Source organism: Methylorubrum thiocyanatum (assembly GCA_014138645.1).
GTDB lineage: Bacteria > Pseudomonadota > Alphaproteobacteria > Rhizobiales > Beijerinckiaceae > Methylobacterium > Methylobacterium thiocyanatum.
Genome location: JACJIB010000007.1, coordinates 208,426 through 227,367 on the forward strand (window position 1 = coordinate 208,426; position 18,942 = coordinate 227,367).

At 72.1% G+C, this 18,942-nt stretch carries 9 protein-coding genes; all 9 read right to left on the bottom strand.

The genetic code is table 11. From position 1 onward, the window contains the following. Window positions 1–5: 5 nt before the first annotated feature. The 9 genes from HNR51_RS19775 to HNR51_RS19815 all read right to left on the bottom strand — a co-directional run bounded on the left by HNR51_RS19775 (window position 6) and on the right by HNR51_RS19815 (window position 18,768). Entirely contained in the window at window positions 6–1,256 is a 1,251-nt protein-coding gene (locus HNR51_RS19775; protein ID WP_182556122.1) for a GGDEF domain-containing protein, read from the bottom strand. A 139-nt stretch (window positions 1,257–1,395) separates the two neighbouring features. Continuing rightward, window positions 1,396–2,298, bottom strand: coding sequence for a putative bifunctional diguanylate cyclase/phosphodiesterase (locus tag HNR51_RS19780; protein ID WP_239681429.1), 903 nt, complete (start codon window positions 2,296–2,298; stop codon window positions 1,396–1,398). 417 nt (window positions 2,299–2,715) lie between these two features. After that, window positions 2,716–3,699, bottom strand: a complete 984-nt coding sequence (locus HNR51_RS19785) for a DUF808 domain-containing protein (RefSeq protein ID WP_041371169.1) — start codon at window positions 3,697–3,699, stop codon at window positions 2,716–2,718. Window positions 3,700–3,924: 225 nt separating this feature from the next. Beyond that, window positions 3,925–5,970: a family 2A encapsulin nanocompartment cargo protein cysteine desulfurase gene (locus tag HNR51_RS19790; protein WP_182556124.1), complete on the bottom strand. Its 2,046-nt coding sequence runs from the start codon at window positions 5,968–5,970 to the stop codon at window positions 3,925–3,927. Then, window positions 5,957–7,348, bottom strand: coding sequence for a family 2B encapsulin nanocompartment shell protein (locus HNR51_RS19795; RefSeq protein ID WP_012453464.1), 1,392 nt, complete (start codon window positions 7,346–7,348; stop codon window positions 5,957–5,959). The genes HNR51_RS19790 and HNR51_RS19795 overlap by 14 nt, the downstream gene beginning before the upstream one ends. Window positions 7,349–7,851: 503 nt before the next feature. Further along, on the bottom strand, window positions 7,852–8,733 hold the full coding sequence (cysE, locus tag HNR51_RS19800) for a serine O-acetyltransferase (protein ID WP_182556125.1): 882 nt from the start codon (window positions 8,731–8,733) through the stop codon (window positions 7,852–7,854). Window positions 8,734–8,753: 20 nt separating this feature from the next. Continuing rightward, complete coding sequence (locus HNR51_RS19805; protein WP_152276419.1) at window positions 8,754–8,960, bottom strand: hypothetical protein; 207 nt, start codon at window positions 8,958–8,960, stop codon at window positions 8,754–8,756. Between the two features lie 398 nt (window positions 8,961–9,358). Further along, a complete protein-coding gene (locus HNR51_RS19810) occupies window positions 9,359–11,635 on the bottom strand; it encodes a CHASE2 domain-containing protein (RefSeq protein WP_182556126.1) in 2,277 nt (758 codons plus the stop codon). A 38-nt stretch (window positions 11,636–11,673) separates the two neighbouring features. Beyond that, complete coding sequence (locus HNR51_RS19815) at window positions 11,674–18,768, bottom strand: beta strand repeat-containing protein (RefSeq protein WP_182556127.1); 7,095 nt, start codon at window positions 18,766–18,768, stop codon at window positions 11,674–11,676. Window positions 18,769–18,942 lie beyond the last annotated feature (174 nt).

An 18,942-nucleotide genomic window follows, 5' to 3' on the forward strand; every position in this document is an offset into this window, starting at 1 on the left:
ACGTTTCAGGCCATCTCGGAGCGCGGCTGCGCGGCGACCTGGATGGCTTCCATGGCCCCGCGCAGCCCGGAGGCCGGCTCTTTCCGGGGGGGCTGGATGTCCGTCTGAGGCGGCGTCAGTTCCAGGCACACGCGATTGCGGCCGCCCTTCTTGGCGGCGTAGAGGGCCGCGTCCGCCCGGGACAGGGCGGCGTCGATCCGCTCCTCGCCGGCCGCCACGATCGAGACGCCGATGCTGGCGGTCACGGTCAGGGCGGCGCCGTTCACGCTGAAGGGCTGCCCGGCGGCGGTCCTGCGCAGGCGCTCGGCGACGGCGGTGGCAGCGGCGGCATCGGCTTGGTCGAGCACGACCAGGAACTCTTCGCCGCCCCAGCGGGCGATGATGTCGTCCTTGCGCATCACGCTGCGCAGGCGCTCCGCGAAACCGATCAGGGCCGCGTCGCCGCCATCGTGTCCGTAGGTGTCGTTGATCGACTTGAAGTGGTCGATATCGGCGAGCAGGATCGCGCAGCGCAGGGCGCCGCCGGGGCCGGACCGCCGGCTGATCGCCGTGAACAGCCCGCGCCGGTTCGCCAGCCCGGTGAGCGGATCGGTCTCGGCCAGGCGGCTGAGCTTCAGGTTCGCGCGCTCGCCGACCATGGCGAGATACCCGACCTGAATGAAGACGCCGCACCACAGGTCGAACACGAGCGAGTAGATGCCGCTATCGGGCGAGGCCATCCGCTCGCTCGCGAAATGGACCACGCCGATCGACAGGAGGAAGACGAAGAAGTACGCGCCGAAGCCGGTGAGGACGACGTATTGCGTCCAGAGCCGCTGCGACGGGGGGGTTCTCAGGATTTCCAGGAGGCAGAACCCGGTGCTCAGCGCGATGCTGCCGAACACGACGGTCATGGCCCAGGGCATCGTCCCCCCGGCCGCCAACAGGAAGCCGTAGGACAGACCGGCCAGGAGGGAGAGCCCGAGCGTCGGCGCCCCCAGGGTGGAGCGCTCGTAGAAGTTCCGCAGCCCCGCCCAGGACACGGCGAGGCTCGCCCCGTAGAGGGTGTAGACGACGCTTCCCTTGACGGCCTCCAGGGGGACGCTCGACGGCTCACCCAGCATGATGAACGAGGCGATCAGCGAGCAGCACAGCGCGCCGGCCCACAGCCCGAAATAGATCTCGCGCGGATGCCGCAGCAGGGTGACGAAGAAGACCAGGAGGAAGGCGAGACGCGAGCTGATGCTGGCGACCTGAAGCGTATGGAAGTCGAGCATGGCCGTTCAGGTCCTTTACGGAAGGCCCGCAAGCTGAAGTGCTCCTGCGCCGGAGCAAGTGCCGGTTCGGTGGCAAGGCGCGTCGAGACCGTGGTTCAGTGCCGCTCCCGCCGGCCGCGCGGCGGTGATCCGCCCGGTGTCAGGGGGCTGCATGGCTCAGGGACTTCGGTTGTCGCTCCGCCTCTCTCCCTCTCGGCGCCTGCGCCGTCCCGGCGAGGAGTTCGGTCAGCGCCGCGCTCGTGACGGGACGGCTGAACAGGAAGCCCTGCAACTCCCTGGAACCGAACTCGCGCAGCAGCTGGGCCTCGTCCTCGGTCTCGATCCCTTCGGCGGTCACCGCCATGCCGAAGTGATGTGCGATGTCGTGCATCGTCCGGACCAGGAACCAGCTCTCCCGCGCCTCACCCAGGTCCCGGATGAACGAGCGGTCGATCTTGATCCGGTCGAAGACGAAGCGCTGCAGGTAGCCGAGCGACGCGAAGCCGGTTCCGAAATCATCGAGGGCCACGCTGACGCCCAGCGCCCGGACCGCCATGATGCCGTTGAGCGCGACGGCGGCGTCGCGCATCGGAACCCCTTCGGTCAGCTCCAGTTCGAGCCGGCGGGCCGCCAACCCGCTGGCCTGCAGGGCTGCGGCGACCTGGGCCGCGAAGCCCGGCGCCTGCAATTGGACCGGCGAGACGTTGACCGAGACCCGGCAGTGCTCCGGCCACGCCGCCGCCTGACGGCAGGCGGTTTCGAGAACCCAGCGCCCGATCGGGCCGATCGCGCCCGTCTCCTCGGCGAGCGGCACGAAATCGGCGGGCGACACCGGTCCCAGGATCGGATGGTCCCAGCGCAGCAACGCTTCACAGCCGGTGATCGCCCTCGTCGCCGCCGACACGATGGGCTGGTAGGCGAGCGAGAACTCGTCTCCGTCCAGGGCCGCCTGGAGATCGGCGAGTCCCAGATCCGCGAATCGGGGCTGGAGGGGCTGTGCGCCGGCGGGCACCGCGGCAGCGGGGGGCCCCGAGCCGAGGGTCGGCGCGGACAAGCGGATCAAGGCAGCGGGCTTGATCGGGGCGGCGCCCTGCTCCGCTTCGGCGAGAGGCGGGCGGTGCGGCAGGACAGCGGGCTCGCCTCTCATAGAAGGCGCTGTACGCGGATGGCTGTGCGCATGGTGTTCCGGGCCGCCTGTGCGCTGGTTGCAAGCCATGGGCTTCTGACGTTCAATCCAACAAATGATAATCCCTCGGAACCTAAGAAAAAGTTATCGTATGTTTGCCTCAACTCCGTTTTCGGTGGCCCTATGCCGAAAGCGGGAGCGTTTCCATCGAAGTAGTCCGGTGGCTGGTCTCCCCCGGCCGATGCGCGTCAGACAACCTCCGGCCGATCCTGTCGGGCTGGCGGATGTCGGCTTGGCTCGAACGCCGCGCAGGCTCGCTGATACCGCCTCCGCTCTGGTCGAGCGGATGCCGTATCAGGCCTCCTTTCTCCGCATCGGCAGAAGCCGCGTCATCGCCGTCCAGGCGGGGGCCAGAACCTTGCTGGCCAGCGGGATCAGCGCGAAGCCGACGACGAGCCCGATCACGCCCGCGCCGGCCGCCGTCACCAGCCACTCGACCGCGCCGCCGAGCGCCGGCACGGCCCCGGCGGCCGCCACCGCCGCGGCGTGGATCCCATGCTCCGGGCCGGCGAGGCCGTAGGCCGCGAGGCTGTGGACGATGATGCCGCCGCCGACCCACACCATCGCGGCGGTGCCGAGAAGGGCGAGCGCCTTGAGGAAGACGGGCATGCCGCGCACCAGCCCGCGGCCGATCGCGGCCAGCACGCCGCTGCCCCGCCGGGCCAGCGCCACGCCGACGTCGTCGGCCTTCACGATCAGGGCGACCGCACCGTAGACCGCCACCGTGATGCCGATGGCCACGAGCGCCATCACCACGGCCCGCGACCAGACCGTGCCGGCATCCAGGCTCGACAGGGTGATGGCCATGATCTCGGCCGAGAGGATGAAGTCGGTCTTGATCGCGCTGGAGACCCGCCGTTCCTCCAGAACCTGCGCATCCGGGGCCGCCTGCGCGCCCGTCTCGTGAGCGGGCGCCTCGTGCGGCACGATCATCTCGTAGACCTTCTCGGCCCCCTCGTAGGCGAGGTAGAGGCCGCCGAGCAGCAGGAGCGGCGTGATCGCCCAGGGCGCGAAGGCGCTGAGCAGCAGCGCGGCCGGCAGCAGGAACACCAGCTTGTTGATCAGCGAGCCGCGGGCGATGCGCCAGACGATCGGCAATTCGCGGTCGGGCGAGAAGCCGACGACGTAGCGGGGCGTCACCGCGGCGTCGTCGATCACGACGCCGGCCGCCTTGGACCCGGCCTTGCCGGCCTGGGCCGCCACGTCGTCCAGCGAGGCGGCCGCGACCTTCGTCAGGGCGACCACGTCATCCAAGAGGGCTAGCAGTCCGACGCTCACAACTCGCCTCATCCCGTTCTCTGCACGCCGAGCATATGGCGCAGCGTGGCGGTTGGGCGAGGACGCATCGCGCAAGGCCGTGGGCGGATCGCCCTCATCCCGGCAGAAGACGGCCCTTCGAGAGGAAGACAGGGCGCAAGCAAAGGCCCCGCGCATCGCTCCGGATGGTCTCCGGGGCAATGCGCGGGGCGGTTCGTCGGCGGGCGCTTGAGGTCGGAACGCGCTCTAGGACCGCGGCAGGGTGTGCAACGCCCTCAGGAAGACATCGACCTCGGCGCGGGTGTTGTAGAAGGCGAGCGAGGCGCGCACCGACTGATCCACGCCGAAGCGGCGCAGGGCCGGCAGCGCGCAGTGGTGGCCCGAGCGCACGGCGATGCCGTGCCCGTCGAGATGGTGGGCCACCGCCTCGTTCTCCTGCCCCTCGATGGTGAAGGACATCACACTGGCCTTCTCCCGCGCCGTGCCGATCAGGCGCAGGCCCTTCACCTCGGCCAAACCGGCCTGCGCGTAGTCCAGGAGATCGTGCTCGTAGGCCGCGATCGCCGGGAGCCCGATGCTCTCGAGGTAGTCGAGCGCCGCGCCCAGGCCGACCGCCCCGGCGATGTCGGGCGTTCCGGCCTCGAACTTCTCCGGCGCGCCCTTGTAGACGGTCCGCGCGAAGGTGACGTCCTCGATCATGTGGCCGCCGCCCTGCCAGGGCGGCATCGCTTCGAGGAACGCGGTCTTGCCGTAGAGGGCGCCGATGCCGGTCGGGCCGAACACCTTGTGCCCGGAGAAGACCAGGAAGTCGGCGTCCAGCGCCTGCACGTCGAGGGGCATGTGCGGCGAGGATTGCGCCGCATCGACCAGCACCGGCACGCCGTAGGCGTGGGCGAGCGCGATGATCTCCCGGATCGGGTTCACCGTGCCGAGTGCGTTGGCGACATGCGTCACCGAGACGATCTTCGTGCGGCCCGACAGCAGGGCGGCGTACTGCTCGAAGATGATCTCGCCGCGGTCGTTGACCGGGATGACCCGGATCGTCGCGCCCGTCGCCTGCGCGAGCAGTTGCCAGGGCACGATGTTGGCGTGGTGCTCGATCGTCGAGAGGATGATCTCGTCGCCCGGCCCGATATTGGCCCGCCCGTAGGAGTTGGCGACGAGGTTGATCGCCTCCGTGGTGCCGCGCAGGAAGACGATGTCGTCCTTGCTCGGCGCGTTGAGGAAGCGGCGCACTGCCTCGCGCCCGCCCTCGAACAGGTCGGTGGAGCGCGCCGCGAGCGTGTGCGCGGCCCGGTGGATGTTCGAGTTGTGCCGGCCGTAGAACGCCGAGGTCGCGTCGATCACGGCTTGCGGCTTGTGCGTGGTCGCGGCGTTGTCGAGCCAGACCAGCGGATGCCCGTTCACGCTCTGGTGCAGCGCCGGGAAGTCGCGCCGCACGCTCTCGACGTCGAAGGGTGCCGCGACCGGGCTCGACCCGTGCGCGATGGCCCGTGGGGCGGGGCCCGGATGGCGGCTCGGCTCGACCCGCGGGGCGGCCGGCGCCTTGCGGGCGAGGCCGGGGCCGAGGTTCAGGAAGTAGTAGTCCGAGGCAGGGGCCCCGGATGCAGCCCCGGATGCCGCCTCCGGCGCCCGCGACAGGCGCCCGGTCTTGCGAAAACTTTCCTGCGCCTCGTCCACGCCCGCCCGCGACGGGTCGGCCGGCACGAGGTGGGGGGCCAGCGCGTGCGCGAAGGCGTTGGCGCGGGGGTGGTCCGCCGCGATCTGCCGGTGCAGGTCCGGTCCGCCGGGCAGGCCCGCCGCCAGGGCCGGCGCCGTCGGGAAGGCGAAGTCCGGCAGGCTGGAGCGCGGGCTCGCCGGATGGACCGGCGGGATCGCGGCTTTGTCGAAGAAGGCCGGGCTCGCGGGCGCGAGGTTCGGCAGGCTCGGGCCGGAGAGGCCCGGCAGCCCGACCGGCGGCGCCCCGAAGGAGCGCGCCGCCAGTGCCGAGGCGTCCGGCTGCAGGCCGGAGGGCTGCCCCCCGGCCGGAGCCGAGGGGACGCCGACCGCACCGCTCGGGAGCGGCGCCCCGCCGGGGCCCTGGGGCAGGCTCTCGAGAGCCTGCGGCACCTGCGGGCCGGCGGGGATCGCCGGGGCGAAGGGCTGGCTCGCGGCCTGTCCCTGCCCGTAGATCTCGCGGGCGAGGCGCCCGACGAGATCCGCGTGAGCGAGCTCGCCCGGGTTCCCGGGACTCGAGCCCGTGGGGATGCCGATGCCGGACAATCCCAAAGACGTCGCCTCAGGCGTAGTCATGGTAGTTGCCGAGCAGCACGTTATCGAGACGGGCGATCGCATCCTCGACCAGCACGGCGGCCGAGAAGTAGCGGGTCACGAGATGCGAGGCGATGGAGTGGTCGTTGGTGCCCATGTAGCGCACCGACAGGCCGGGCTCGATCTCGCCGGTGACGCCCGACTTGTGCAGGCCGACCACGCCCTGCTCGCCCTCGCCGACGCGCACCAGCAGGATCGAGGTGGTCTGGGCGCCGGTCGCCGGATCGATGTCGATCGGCAGCTTGTCGCTCGGCACCAGCGGCACGCCGCGCCAGGTGATGAAGGGGGCGCCGAACAGGTGCACCACGACCGGCGGCACGCCGCGGCGGGTGGCTTCCCTGCCGAAGGCCGCGATGGCGCGGGGGTGCGCCACGAAGAAAGCCGGCTTCTTCCACACGAGCGTCAGCAGCTCGTCGAGGTCGTCCGGGGTGGGCGGACCGCCGCGGGTCGGGATGCGCTGGCGGCCGGACACCTCGTTGAGCAGGCCGAACTGCGAGTTGTTCAGGAGCTCCCATTCCTCGCGTTCCTTCACCGCATCGACGGTGAGGCGGATCTGCTCGCGGAGCTGGTCGATCTCGTTGGAGTAGAGATCAGTGACGCGGGTATGGGTGTTGAGGATCGTCTGGATGGTCGAGAGGTGGTACTCGCGCGGATCGACCTCGTAATCGACGAAGGTGGTCGGCAGGCGCGGCTCGCCGGCATGGACCGCCAGGAGTTCGATGCCCTGCTCGCCGTAGGAGTTGGTGTGGCCCTTCAGGCGGTCGCGCTCCTCCTGATGCTGGGTAATGCGGGCGCGGATCTCGTCGCTCTCGATCGCGGCGCGGTCGAGGGTCAGCAGGGTCACGGCCGAGAGGGCCTTCACCGCCGGGGCCGGGGCGGCCTCGCCGACGAGGTCGCCGTCGCCGAAATAGTCGCCGCGGGTGGCCAGTCCCTGGCGCAGCCGGCCCTTGTAGGGACCCGACAGCGTCAGCTCGACCGTGCCGTCGGCGACGACCACGAGGCTGCGGCCGGTCGAGCCCTCCTCGTGGATCACCTCACCGGCCTTGTGCTTGCTCTCGGTGAACTTGCCCGCCAGCGCGGCGAGTTCGGCATCGCCGAGGCGGCTGAACAGCGGCACGGCGCGCAGCGAGCCCGGGCGCACGACGCGGCCCTTGTCCTCGGTGGCAAGATCCAGGCGGCCGGGCTTGGCCAGCACCACGGCCCTGCGGTTCACGCGGTAGACGCCGCCGGGAACGTCGACGAAGGGCAGGAGCCGCAGGAGCCAGCGCGGCGTGTTGGCCGCGTTCTGGACCGAGGTGACGGTGGCCGTCGCAAGATTGCGTGCGGCTGAGGCGCTGACGCTCAAACCCGGTCCGCTCATCGTCTGATTTCTCCGTCACCTTGGGATGTTGGCTCGCGCGGCGTCCGGCCCCCGGAGAGGCCGCGGCACAGATCGGTGCAGCCGCGATGAAGAGGTCCGCACGAAACCTGACAATCAGGTCGAGCGGATTTGTATCGGCGTGCTGTTCGACGCGCCGAAAGCAATTGTCGTTCGCGTTGTCACGACTCATTCAGTCTTGTCGTGCCGCGGCTCAGGGATAAGCGAGAGAGGAAATCAGCGTCAACGGAACAATGTTCTAAATTTTCGCCGGTATGCAGGTTGGAATTTCTCATATGTCGTATTGTCAGGATAATGATGCCAAAAAAATGAGAAAAACTAGAATGTAATTCTATAGAGGGCGCGATCCTACTATCCGAGGGAGGTCGATCTTGCCGGACAGGATTTTTCCCTGGCGGGCGGCGCGAAGGGCCTCACGGAAGGTTCGTTCGCCGGCGCCCTCCTCCTCGGCCACGGCGACGCGGCGGGCGTGTCGCGGGAGACACTCAGATGCCGTCGCCGAAGCCGAAGGACTGATCCATGCTCAGCGCGGGCGCCTCGTCCGGGACGACGCGCGAGACCACCCGGGCCGGCACGCCGGCCACGGTGGTGTGCGGCGGCACCTCGTGCAGCACCACCGCGGCGGCGGCGACCTTCGCCCCCTCGCCCACGCGGATGTTGCCGAGCACCTTCGCCCCGACGCTGAGCAGCACGCCGCGCGCGATCTTCGGGTGACGGTCGCCGCTCTCCTTGCCGTTGCCGCCCAGCGTCACGGATTGCAGGATCGAGACCTCGTCGGCGATCACCGTGGTCTCGCCGATCACCACGCCGGTGGCGTGGTCGATGAACACGCCGGAGCCGATCCGGGCGGCGGGGTGGATGTCGCAGCCGAAGACTTCCGAGATGCGGCTCTGCACGTGGAGGGCCAGCGTCGCCCGGCCCTGATGCCAGAGCCAGTGCGCGACCCGGTAGGCTTCAAGGGCGGCAAAGCCCTTGTAGAACAGGAACGGGTCGAGATAGCGCCGGCAGGTCGGGTCGCGCTCGCGGATGGCGATCAGGTCGCGCACCGCGTGCGCGCCGGCATGGGGATCTGCCTCGAAGGCCGAGAGGCAGAGGTCGCGCATGGCGAGCCGCGAGAGGTCGCCGTCGCCGAGGCGGTGGGCGAGGCGGTAGGCCAGAGCCTGGGCGAGACTGCGCTGGTCGAGCACCGTCGCCTGGACGATCCCGGCATAGAGCGGCTCCTCGATCAGCGCCGCCTCGGCCTCGGCCCGGAGTTCCGTCCAGACGTCGGCCTCGCCCGTGCTGCGGCTCGTGGTGCGCAGGGGCGGCGGGATCGCCGCGTGTGTCGCCCCCTGCGTGGCCTGCTGCGCCGTGATGTGTGCGGTCATGGTCGGGCCCCCTCGGCCGATCAGTGAACGCGGCGGAACAGGTCGGGCAGGTAGCGCTGCAGGGTCTCGTGGCCGTCGAACTTCACGTCGATGGTGGCCAGCCCCCGGCCCTGTCCGTGGATACCGACGACCCGGCCGCGGGCATGGCGCCAGATTCCGAGCGCTTCGGCGAGGTCGAGACGCTCGAACACGACCTGATCGCCGGGCGTCACCGTCGCAGCAGTCATGGCATCGAACTCCCTTGAGCGGCCGTCTGAGGCGGCCTGATTCCGGTTGTGCGGTTGCGGGTGGAGGTGTGGGTTTCGGGTGCGGAAAAGGTCTTCCGAATGTCCCCGGTCGGCGGAGAAGATTTCAGTCGTGAGAGGGTCAGACGAAAGCATGTTATTCGCTAAGTCGTTGTCCTATATTGATAATTGGAGATCATGCGCGGTTTGGCAAGCCTTGATCGGGCGGCCGGGCCGGTCCCCGTGGCGGGCCGACGGCCTACGGGGAAAGAACGTTTCCGGTCTCATCGCCCGCGGAGGCGATCCGTGTCGGGCGGGCCCGATCTTTGGGAGAATCTCCGGCACGCCGAGGGTGGCACCGCGGGCGCGGAATCCCGCCCGCCTTGCGCCGTGGGCGACGGCTACTTCGCGGTGGCGACGGTGACGCCGTCCCAATCCGCAGGGGGCGGCTCGCGCAGGAAGGCTTCGGCGCGTGCCGCATAGAGCGCGTAGAGGCCGTCGATCCTCAGCCCCTGAGCAAGATCCTGGGCGAGGGCGCGGCAGGCGTCGGTCGCTGCGCGGGTCTCGTCCCATTGCCGGGCGCGGTAGGCCGCGATCATCGCCGCATGCCGCTCGGCGAGGCGGGCGAACGGCGCGGAACTCCGGAAATCCTCGTCCCCCACCAGAGTGAAGACGGTCTCGGGCTCCTGCTTGCCTTTCACCCGCACGCGATCGAGTTCGAGCACCGGATAGCGGTCGCGGATGGCGTCGGCCGTCGCCGCGCCCAGCACGATCTTCACCCCGTAGAGCTTGGATTGCCCTTCGAGGCGGGAGGCGACGTTCACGGGGTCGCCGAGCACCGAATAATCGAAGCGCAGGTCGGAGCCCATATTGCCGACGACGCACGACCCGGTGTTGATGCCGATCCCGACATCCAGCGGCAGGACCGGGTGCCCGCCCGCTTCCGCCTCGCTGCGGCGGGCGGCGTTCAGGGCGTCCATCCGCGCCAGCATGTCGAGGGCGGCGGCAGCAGCGTGGTGCTCGTGGGCCTCGTCGCGCAGCGGCGCATTCCAGAACGCCATGATCGCGTCGCCCATATACTTGTCGATCGTGCCCTGCCGGTCGAGGATCGCGTGGGTGAGCGGCGTGAGGAAGCGGTTCATCAGCGCCGTCAGACCGGCGGGGTCGTCCTTGTAGAACTCCGCGATCGCGGTGAAGCCGCGCACGTCCGAGAACATGATCGTCAGGCGCCGCTCCTCGCCGCCGAGCCGCAACGGCTCGGGCGAGAGCGCGAGCTGCTCCACCAGGGCCGGCGACAGGTAGCGCCCGAAGGCGGCGCGGATCCGCTTCCGCCCGGTCTGCTCGCGGAAATAGTTGGTGAAGACGAGGGTGAGGTAGACGAGGAAGGTCGTCAGCAGCGGGAAGGTGGCGTCGAACAGGATGCCGTTCGTGGAAAACCGGTACCACGACAGGAACACGAGCTGCCCCGCCACGAGGCCGCCGAACAGCAGCAGGCCGAGCGCACCGAGGATCGGGGCGAACAGGATGATGGCGAGCGACACCGCCGCCGTCGCCCCGGCCTCGATCAGGGTCGCCTCGTTCGGCACGGTGAGGGTCGCGCCGGTCAGCAGGTTCTCGAGGAGCTGGGCGTGGATCTCGACGCCGGGCATCGAGCGGTCCAGCGGCGTGGTGCGGTTGTCGAGCAGGCCCACGGACGAGGTGCCGACGAGCACGATCTTTTCGCGCAGCCGGTCGGGTGGGACCGTGCCGTTGAGGAGATCCTTGGCCGAGACGTAGAGGCCCGGATCGTGCGGGCTGAAGCGCACCCAGATCTGCCCGCGCGGATCGGTCGGCACGGTCAGCTCGGGCAGGCGGATCGAGACGACGCCGGTGTCGTCGGTCCGGATCAGGAGGGTGTCCGCCCCGGTCGCCACCCGCAGGATGTCGAGCGCGAGCGTCGGCACCACGGTGCCGCCCGCCCGCAGCACCATCGGCACCCGCCGCACCACGCCGTCGCGCTCGGGGCTGATGGTGAAGACGCCCCGCCCCGCGGCGGCCCGCTCCAGCACCGGCAGATTGCGGATCAGGCCGGGGAAGCCGATCAGCGCCCGGTCCGGGTCGAACTCCGTGCCCACCACGGCGGTGCCGGTCTGCGGCGGCGGCCCCTCCCCGGTCCAGGCGACGGGGGTGCTCGCGGCGGTCTGGCCCAGCACCACCGGCATCCGCCCGATCGCCTCGGCGAAGACCCGGTCGCTGTCGGGCTGCGCCCGCAGGTCGGCGCGGGCCGCCTCGCTCAGGTCGGGCAGGGTCTCGGCCAGGAGCGGCGGCGACAGGCGGTCGGGCTCGGAGAAGACGATGTCGAAGGCGACGATCGCCGCCCCGGCCTCCTGCAGCTTCCCGCAGATCGCGGCGAGCCGGGTGCGGGCCCAGGGCCACTGGCCGAATTCCTTCAGGCTCGCCTCGTCGATATCGACGATCGCCACCGGGCGCTCGGCCGGCGGCACCCGGGGCGCGAGCACTTGGAGCGCGTCGAAGGTGCGCACTCGCAGGGCCTCGACCGGCGGCGGATCGGCGATCCGCACGAGCAGCAGCAGCACGAGCAGGCCGCCGGCCAGCAGGCGGCCCGGTCCGACGCGGCGGCCGAGGCGGCCGATCAGACCGAGAATTCCTCGGCGCCCAGACACGGCGGATATCCGCATGCGTGGCCGCCCCCGCGGATCCTTGCGCCGAAGAATCGTCAGAACGCGTAGCGCACCGAGGCGCCGCCGTGGATGGTGTCGCCGACCGGCTGCGGCCCGAGCGTGCCGAGGATGAAGGCGTCGAGCGCCAGATCCTGCTGCACGCGGTAGCTGATCCGCGCCCCGTATTCCGCCCAGGTGAGATCCTTGATCGGGGTCGTGAACGGGACGTCCGCCACGGTCGCGTTCAGGCCGCTCTTCAGGCCGAAGCCGTGGGCGATGCCGAGATTGAGCTGGGTCTCGATCGCGGTGCCGAACAGGTGCGTGTACTGCCCACCGAGCTTGGCGATGTTGATGATGTCGGTGCCGCCGCGGCTGACCAGGGCGTAGGGGTTCGGCGCGAGCAGACCCTCGGTGTAGGCGCCGGCATATTGCCAGCCGCGGCTGTACTCGACGGCCGCCGCGACCTCGTCCTGCGCCGAGAGCCGGGCGACATAGCCGACCCGGCCGAAGACCGAACCGCCCACGCTCGACACCCGCCCGATGCCCTGGCCGGTCATGGTCCCGAAGGTGTAGCCGCGGCTGTAGGTCGTGTTCTGGCTCGGCGCGAACAGGCCGCCGACATCGACGAACGGCCGGGCGGGGCCGAGGCCCGCCGGATCGTAGCGCAGCAGACCGGCGAAGATCGGCGCGCCGGAGACGCGGACCCGGCCGCTGTCGTAGCCGGTATAGGCGAAGCCGCCGATGGCGATCAGCTCCTCGGTGAGGGCTTTGCGGCCCTGCGCGCCGACGCTGTAGGAGCCGGCCATGCCGAAGCCGCTGACGCAGTCGCCGCAGCTGATCTGCTGGTTGAAGCCGGTGAGCACGCTGCCGAGGACGCGCTGCGTCACGAAGGCGCCGAACCGGTCGCGCGCCAGCCCCTGCGCCGAGGCGATCGCGCTCGTCAGGTCCCGCCCCGGTTCGGTCGGGCCGCCGGGCTCGGTCTCGCCGAACTGGATGTAGGCGCTGTCGGCGTCGTAGCCGACGCTCGGCTGCAGGCCCCGCACCGGGGCGGTGAAGCGGATGGTGGTGAACTGGCCGGTGAGCCCCGCGCTCGCCACCAGGATCGGCAGCCGCACCGGCGTGGTGTAGGCCAGCGTGGACGGGGTGATCTGCAGGATGCCGCCCGCCGCGATCGTCGCGGTGGCGGGGGTGACGAGCCGGCTCGCCGCGCTCAGCGAGAGCGTGGTCGCCAGGGTGGAGCCGGCGCCGAGCACCACCGGCCCTTGCGCGGTCAGCGTGCCGGTGGGGTTGGCCGCGTTGCCCGGCGCCACGAATCCGCCGGACAGGACCGTGAGCGCGCCGACCCGTCCGGTTCCGGTCAGGCCCGCGCCGGGACCGACCGTCAGGATCGACGAGCCGGTCAGAGCCCCATCGACCTGAAGGATGCCGGCGGTGACCGCGGTGGCGCCGGTATAGGTTCCCGTCCCGGACACCACCAGCGTGCCGAGGCCGGCCTTCTCCAGGGCGCCGGGGCCGGTGATCGGCCCCGACAGGGCGACCGTGCCGGGGCCGGAATCGATCGTCGCGGCGGCCGGGCCGGCGAGGCGGATCGCGTTCTCCACGCTGTAGCCGCTGCCGAGGAAGGCGAGGCGGGTGCCGGACTCGAGCGCGATGGCGCCGCTGCCGGCCGCGCCCGCCCCGCCGAGCGCCAGGGTGCCGCCGGCCACCCGTGTCCCGCCGCTATAGGAGCTGGCGCCGGTGAGCGTCAGCGTGCCGGCCCCGATCTTTGCCAGCGCGAGGGCGCCGCCGCCCGCGCCGTCCTGCAGCACGGTCCCGGCGCTGCCGCCGCCGCCCAGCGTCAGCGTCGCCGCTGTGGCGGCACCGTTCTGGATCGCCCCGCCCTCGCCTGTCAGGGTACCGACCCCGAGACTGTTCCCGGCCAAGCTCACGGTGCCGGCATTGGTCAAGGCGGAGAGGTCGGCCAGCGCCCCGGCGAGCGTGAAGCGCGCGCCGGCCGCGTTCGTCACCGGTCCCGTGATCCGGCCTTGCGCCGTGACCGTGGCACCGTTCGCCAGCGCGCCGTCGACGAGGCTGCCCGGACCGAGCGCGAGGCTGCCGCCGGTGATGATCACCGCGCCGTTCAGCGTGCCGGTATTCGTCACCGTACCCGCCGTGCTGGTCAGTGCGCCGGCCGTGCCGCGATTGACGAAGCGGCCGCTGTTGGTGACCGGCCCGGCGAGGGTGCCGTCGTTGCTGGCGGAGCCGGCATTGGTCAGGCCGCCGCTCACCGTCCCGGCATTGGCGAAGCTGCCGCCGGCCCCCGTCGTCACGGGGGAGGCCAGCGCGCCGGTGCTTGCGAGCGCCAGGGTGCCGGCCTCGATCGTCGTCGTGCCGGTAAAGGTGTTCGCGCCCGCGAGCGTCAGCGTGCCGGCTCCGAGCTTGCGCAGGCCGATTCCCCCGGTCTGCCCGGTCAGGGCGGTGGCGATGGTGGCGGAGACGCCCGAATCGACGGTGACGAAGCTCTGGCTCGGCGTGGAGAAGGGATCGCCGGTCAGGGTGAGCGTCCCGGTGCCGCCGAGCCGATAGCCGTCGACGGTGAATTGAAGGCCCTGCACGGCCTGCGCGCCGGCCACCGTCACCGTGCCGGTACTGCCGCCGAACAGGGCGACGCCGGAGCGCCAGAGGTCGTTGATCTGCCCGCCGGGCAGGCGGGTCCAGTTGGTGCCGCCCGCGCTCCACGTGCCGGTGCCGCCCTGGCCGCCGGCGGTGGCGCCGGTGGTGTCGGCGCCGTCCCAGAACTGCACCGACTGCCCACCATTGGTGAGCAGCACGTTCACCTGGGCCGGGATGTCGGTGTAGACGAGCGCGCTCGTGCCGGCGCTCGGCGTGGTGATCCCGTCGAAGGCACCCGAGACCGTGCCACCGTAATTGAACAGCCGGTAGGCGCCCGAGACCGGGGCGGCGGTGGCATCCGTTGCCGAGACGAGGCGGAGCGTGCCGCCGAGCCCGAGATTGCCGCCGACATTGATGAGGTCGTTGCCGCTTCCGCCGACGATGCCAGGACTCCCGAACTCGAACAGCGAGGTCGAACCGGGAGCGAGCGTGTAGTTGCCCGCCACCGTCAGTGTGCCCGGCGAATTGCCCGCCGAGACGGTGCCGCCGTTGACGATCACCGAGCCGGCCACTGTGCCGGACCCGTGCAGGGTGCCGCCGGCATTGACGGTGACGGTCGCGCTGTTGCCCGCCGTGTCGCCGAAGGTGCCGTTGATCGACAGCGTGCCGGCATTGATGGCGGCGGTGCCGGTGAAGGCGGCCGCCGGGCCGTTGCTTCCGGTGAGCGTCGTGATCCCTGCGCCGGACTGGTTCAGGGTGCCCGAGCCCGAGATGATTCCGGCGATGTCGAGCCGGTCCGAGCGGTTGAGCGTGAGCGTGCCGTTGGCCACCACGCCGCCGGGGATCGAGCCCGCCGTGCCGCCGTCGCCGACCTGCAGGGTGGCGCCGGCATTCACCGTGGTGCCGCCGCCGTAGCTGTTGGCGCCGGTCAGGACCACGCGGCCGGTGCCGCCCACGGTGAGGCCGCCGGGGCCGCTTACCGCGCCCGTCAGGGTGAGGCTCGCGTTCGAATTCGGCGTCAGCGTGCCGCCTGATGCGCCGAGGGTGACCGCACGGCTCGTGGTGAAATTCGCATTGGTCGCAAGCGCGCCGCCGCCGAAGCTCAGGCTTCCCGTTGCCGCCCCCAGATCGGCATCGTTGGAAACCGCGAGGACGCCGCCGTTCAGTGCGGTGCCGCCGGTATAGGTGTTGGTGCCCGAGAGCGTCAGTGTGCCGGCTCCGACCTTCGCCAGGGAAAGCGCGCCGCCGCCCGCCCCGTCCTGCAGCACGATCCCGGCGGTGCTGCCGGAGCCCAACGTCAGGGTCGCCGCGGTGGCGGCGGCGTTCTGGATCACGCCGCCCTGTACCGGCAGGGCCGCGAGGTTGCCGACGCCGAGATCATTGCCCGAGAGGCTCACGGTGCCGGCATTGCTTAGGCTGGCGAGGTCGGCGAGCGCCCCGGTCAGGGTGAAGCTCGCTCCGGCCTCGTTGGTGACCGGCCCCGCGATGCGGCCCTGGGCCGTGACCGTGGCGCGGTTCGTGAGCGGTCCGTTGACGAAGCTGCCCGGACCGAGCGCGAGGCTGCCGCCGGTGACGATCACCGCACCGTTCAGCGTGCCGGTATTCGTCACCGTGCCCGCGGTGCTGGTCAGCTCCCCCGCCGTGCCGCGGTTGATGAAGCTTCCGGTGTTGGAGACCGGCCCGGTGAGCGTGCCGTCGTTGATCGTGGAACCGGCATTGCCCAGGCCGCCGCCGACCGTCCCGGCATTGGCGAAGGTCGCCCCGGCCTGCGTCGTCACCGCGGAGGCGAGCGCGCCGCCCGCCCCGAGCGTCAGCGTGCCGCCGGCCACGGTCGTCGTTCCGCCAAAGCTGCTCACCCCGGTCAGCGTCTGGCTGCCGCCGGAGAGCGTCAGGCCGCCCTCGCCCGTGATGCGGCCGGAAAACGTGCCGGACGCGTCCGTGAGGATCAGGCGGTTGGCGCCGAGCGCCACCGTGCCGGCCTGGCCCACGGCGGTGTCGCCGAGGCTTCGGATGAAGGTGACGTTGTCGGCGCGTCCCGCGAGGTCGAAGGTGGCGCCGCTCGCCAGGGCGATGCGGCTCGATGTGCCGATGGAGCCGGTGCCCGCCAGCGCCAGGGTGCCCGCCGCGATCACCGTCGCGCCAGTATAGCTGTTGGCGCCGGTCAGGGTCAGGGTGCCGAGCCCCGTCTTCGTCAGGCCGCCCGCGCCGACGAGCGGCCCATTGGCGGCCATCGCCACGCCCGGATCCGTCTGGATCGTGCCGCCGGCCTCGCCCAGGGTGATGGTGCGGCCCGTCGCGAGGGCGGCGGTGGCCCGCAGCGTGCCGCCGTTCAGCAGGACGCCGCCCGACGGCGCGCCGAGATTGGCATCCGCGCTGACCGCGAGCGTGCCGCCCAGCACCTGCCACGGAGTTACGGCCGGCGTCGATCCGGTGAGCGTCCAGGTGCCGGCATCGACCTTCTGGAACACGCCGAAAGTCTGGTACTGCGCGCCGATCGCCGCGGCGGAGAAGCTCCCGTCGGCCCCGCCGCCGAGGATGAGCCGGTCGGCGGCGCTGAAGGCGGCAACCGTCCCCTCGATCTGCGAGGTCGCGGTCAGGGTGAGGCTGTTGAGCCCGCCGGTGAAACGGATGGCGCGGCCGGTCTCCGTCGCGGCGGGGCCGGTGGCACCGGTGCCGACGGTGATCGTGCCCGAATTGAGGATGTCGAGGCCGGCGCCGACGATCGCCGTCCCGCCCAAGCCTGCCTCCAGGACGCCCCCGCTGCCCGTGGCGCCGCTGGCCCCGGTGGCACCCGCCCCGCCGGTGATGGTCCCCGCATTGATCAGGGTGCCGCCGCCGGGGGCGAGGAGGCCGATCCCGCCGGCGCCGGTGCCGGTGCCGCCGGTTCCACCCGCGATGCGGCCGGCCGCGTCGTTGGTGAAGCGGGTCGCGCCTTCGAGCAGGAGGCCGGTGCCGCCGGTGCCGCCCGCCCCGGCGATGCCGTCGAAGTCGCTCGCGCCGGATCCGCCTTCTCCGAGCGTGCCGCCGGCCCCGCCCGCGCCGCCCCGGCCGCCGGCGATCAGCCCGGAATTGGTGAAGCCGTCCGTGCCGATCTGCGCCCCGATGCCGCCCTGCCCGCCCCGGCCGCCGGCCCCGCCCCGGCTCTCGTCGCCGAAGCCGCGCAGGCCGCCTTCGCCGCCCTGCCCTCCCTCGCCACCCAGCACCGTCCCGGCATTGCCGAGGGCGCTTCCGCCGCGCAGGAGCAGGCCGGTTCCGCCCGTGCCGCCGGCACCGCCGGCACCGCCACCGGAGGTATCGACCACGCCGGGCGGCCCTTCGAAGAGGCTGCTGGGCAAACCGCCGAAGCCGCCGGTGCCGCCTGCGCCGCCGGCCAGGATGCCGGTGTTGCTGAAGCCGGCCGCGCCGGTGAGCCCCACACCGAGTCCGCCGCGCCCGCCGGTGCCCCCCGTCCCTCCGGTGCCGCCGGTGGCGACCGGCGCGCCCGAGGGCCCGGTGATCTCCACGAAGCCGCGCGCCCCCTGGGCGCCGACCCCGCCGGTGCCGCCGGTGATGCTGCCGGCATTGGACAGGCTCGCGCCGGCCGCTCCGGAGAGCCCCGCGCCGCCTTCGCCGGCCGCGCCGAGCATCGCCGGCGCGGACGGGCCGACGAAGTTGGAGACGCCGCCGGTGCCGCCGGCCCCGCCCGCGACCGTGCCGTCCGCCGCGTTGGTGAACAGGCTCGGGACGGTCAGGAGGACGCCGAGGCCGCCCGCGCCGCCGGCTCCGGCGGTGCCGGATTCGGCGCGCGTCGTCGCGCCGCCCGCGCCGCCGCCGCCGCCCAGGATCGCGCCGGCATTGGTGAAGGCCGCCGTTCCGGTGGTGCGCAGGCCGATGCCACCCTCGCCGCCCCCGCCGGCCGCATGCGCCTCGCCGCCCGCACCGCCGGCACCGCCCTGGAGGGTGGCGCCGGCCCGGTTGGTGCTCGTCCCCGCCCCGCCCGTGACGATCGCCCCCTCGCCGCCGGCCCCGCCGCCACCGCCGCCCTGGAAGCTCCCGGGCTGCGCGGTGTCGGAGTTCGCCGCGTTCCCGCCCCGGCCGCCATCGCCGCCGGTCAGCGTCCCCGCATTGTCGATCTGCGCTTGGCCCGCGACGCCGTTGCCGCTCGCGCCGCCGCCGCCGCCGCCCCCGCCGCTCGTGGAAAAGGCCGTCGCATCGCCGCCGTCGCCGCCGGTCGGCGCGCCGTCCGTGCCCGCGGTGCCGCCCGCGCCGCCGGGGCTCGCGACCAGCGGGCCGTCTCCGTCGGGGAAGGCGTAGCCGCTGCCGCCGGCCCCGCCGGCAAAGCCCGGCCCGCCGCCGCCGCCGCCTCCGCCCGCACCGGACGTCCCGAGATTGCCGTCGGGGTCGGCGCTGCCGGCGGGCGCGTCGGCACCGGGCCGGCCGTTGCCGAGCGTGCCGTCCGACGCGCGGCCGCCCGCGCCGCCAGCGGCGGACCATGCCGGCGCGCCCTGCAGCAACGCGGCGAGGACGGCGCTCCCGACGAAGACGGTCGTAAGCAGCGCATCGCGCTTATGCTGAGCCATGCCCCCAACCCCGTCCCGACCCTGTTTCAAGGCCGCGCCTCGAGCGCTTCGAGCCTTCCCGCACGCCGAATCATCCGGCCCTGCCCCGGCGGTTGTCCAATCGCAGGACCGGTTCGAGCCTTATTTTCCAAATCGTCTCATGCATAGCCGGTGCTTCCACCGACGCTGCGGGCC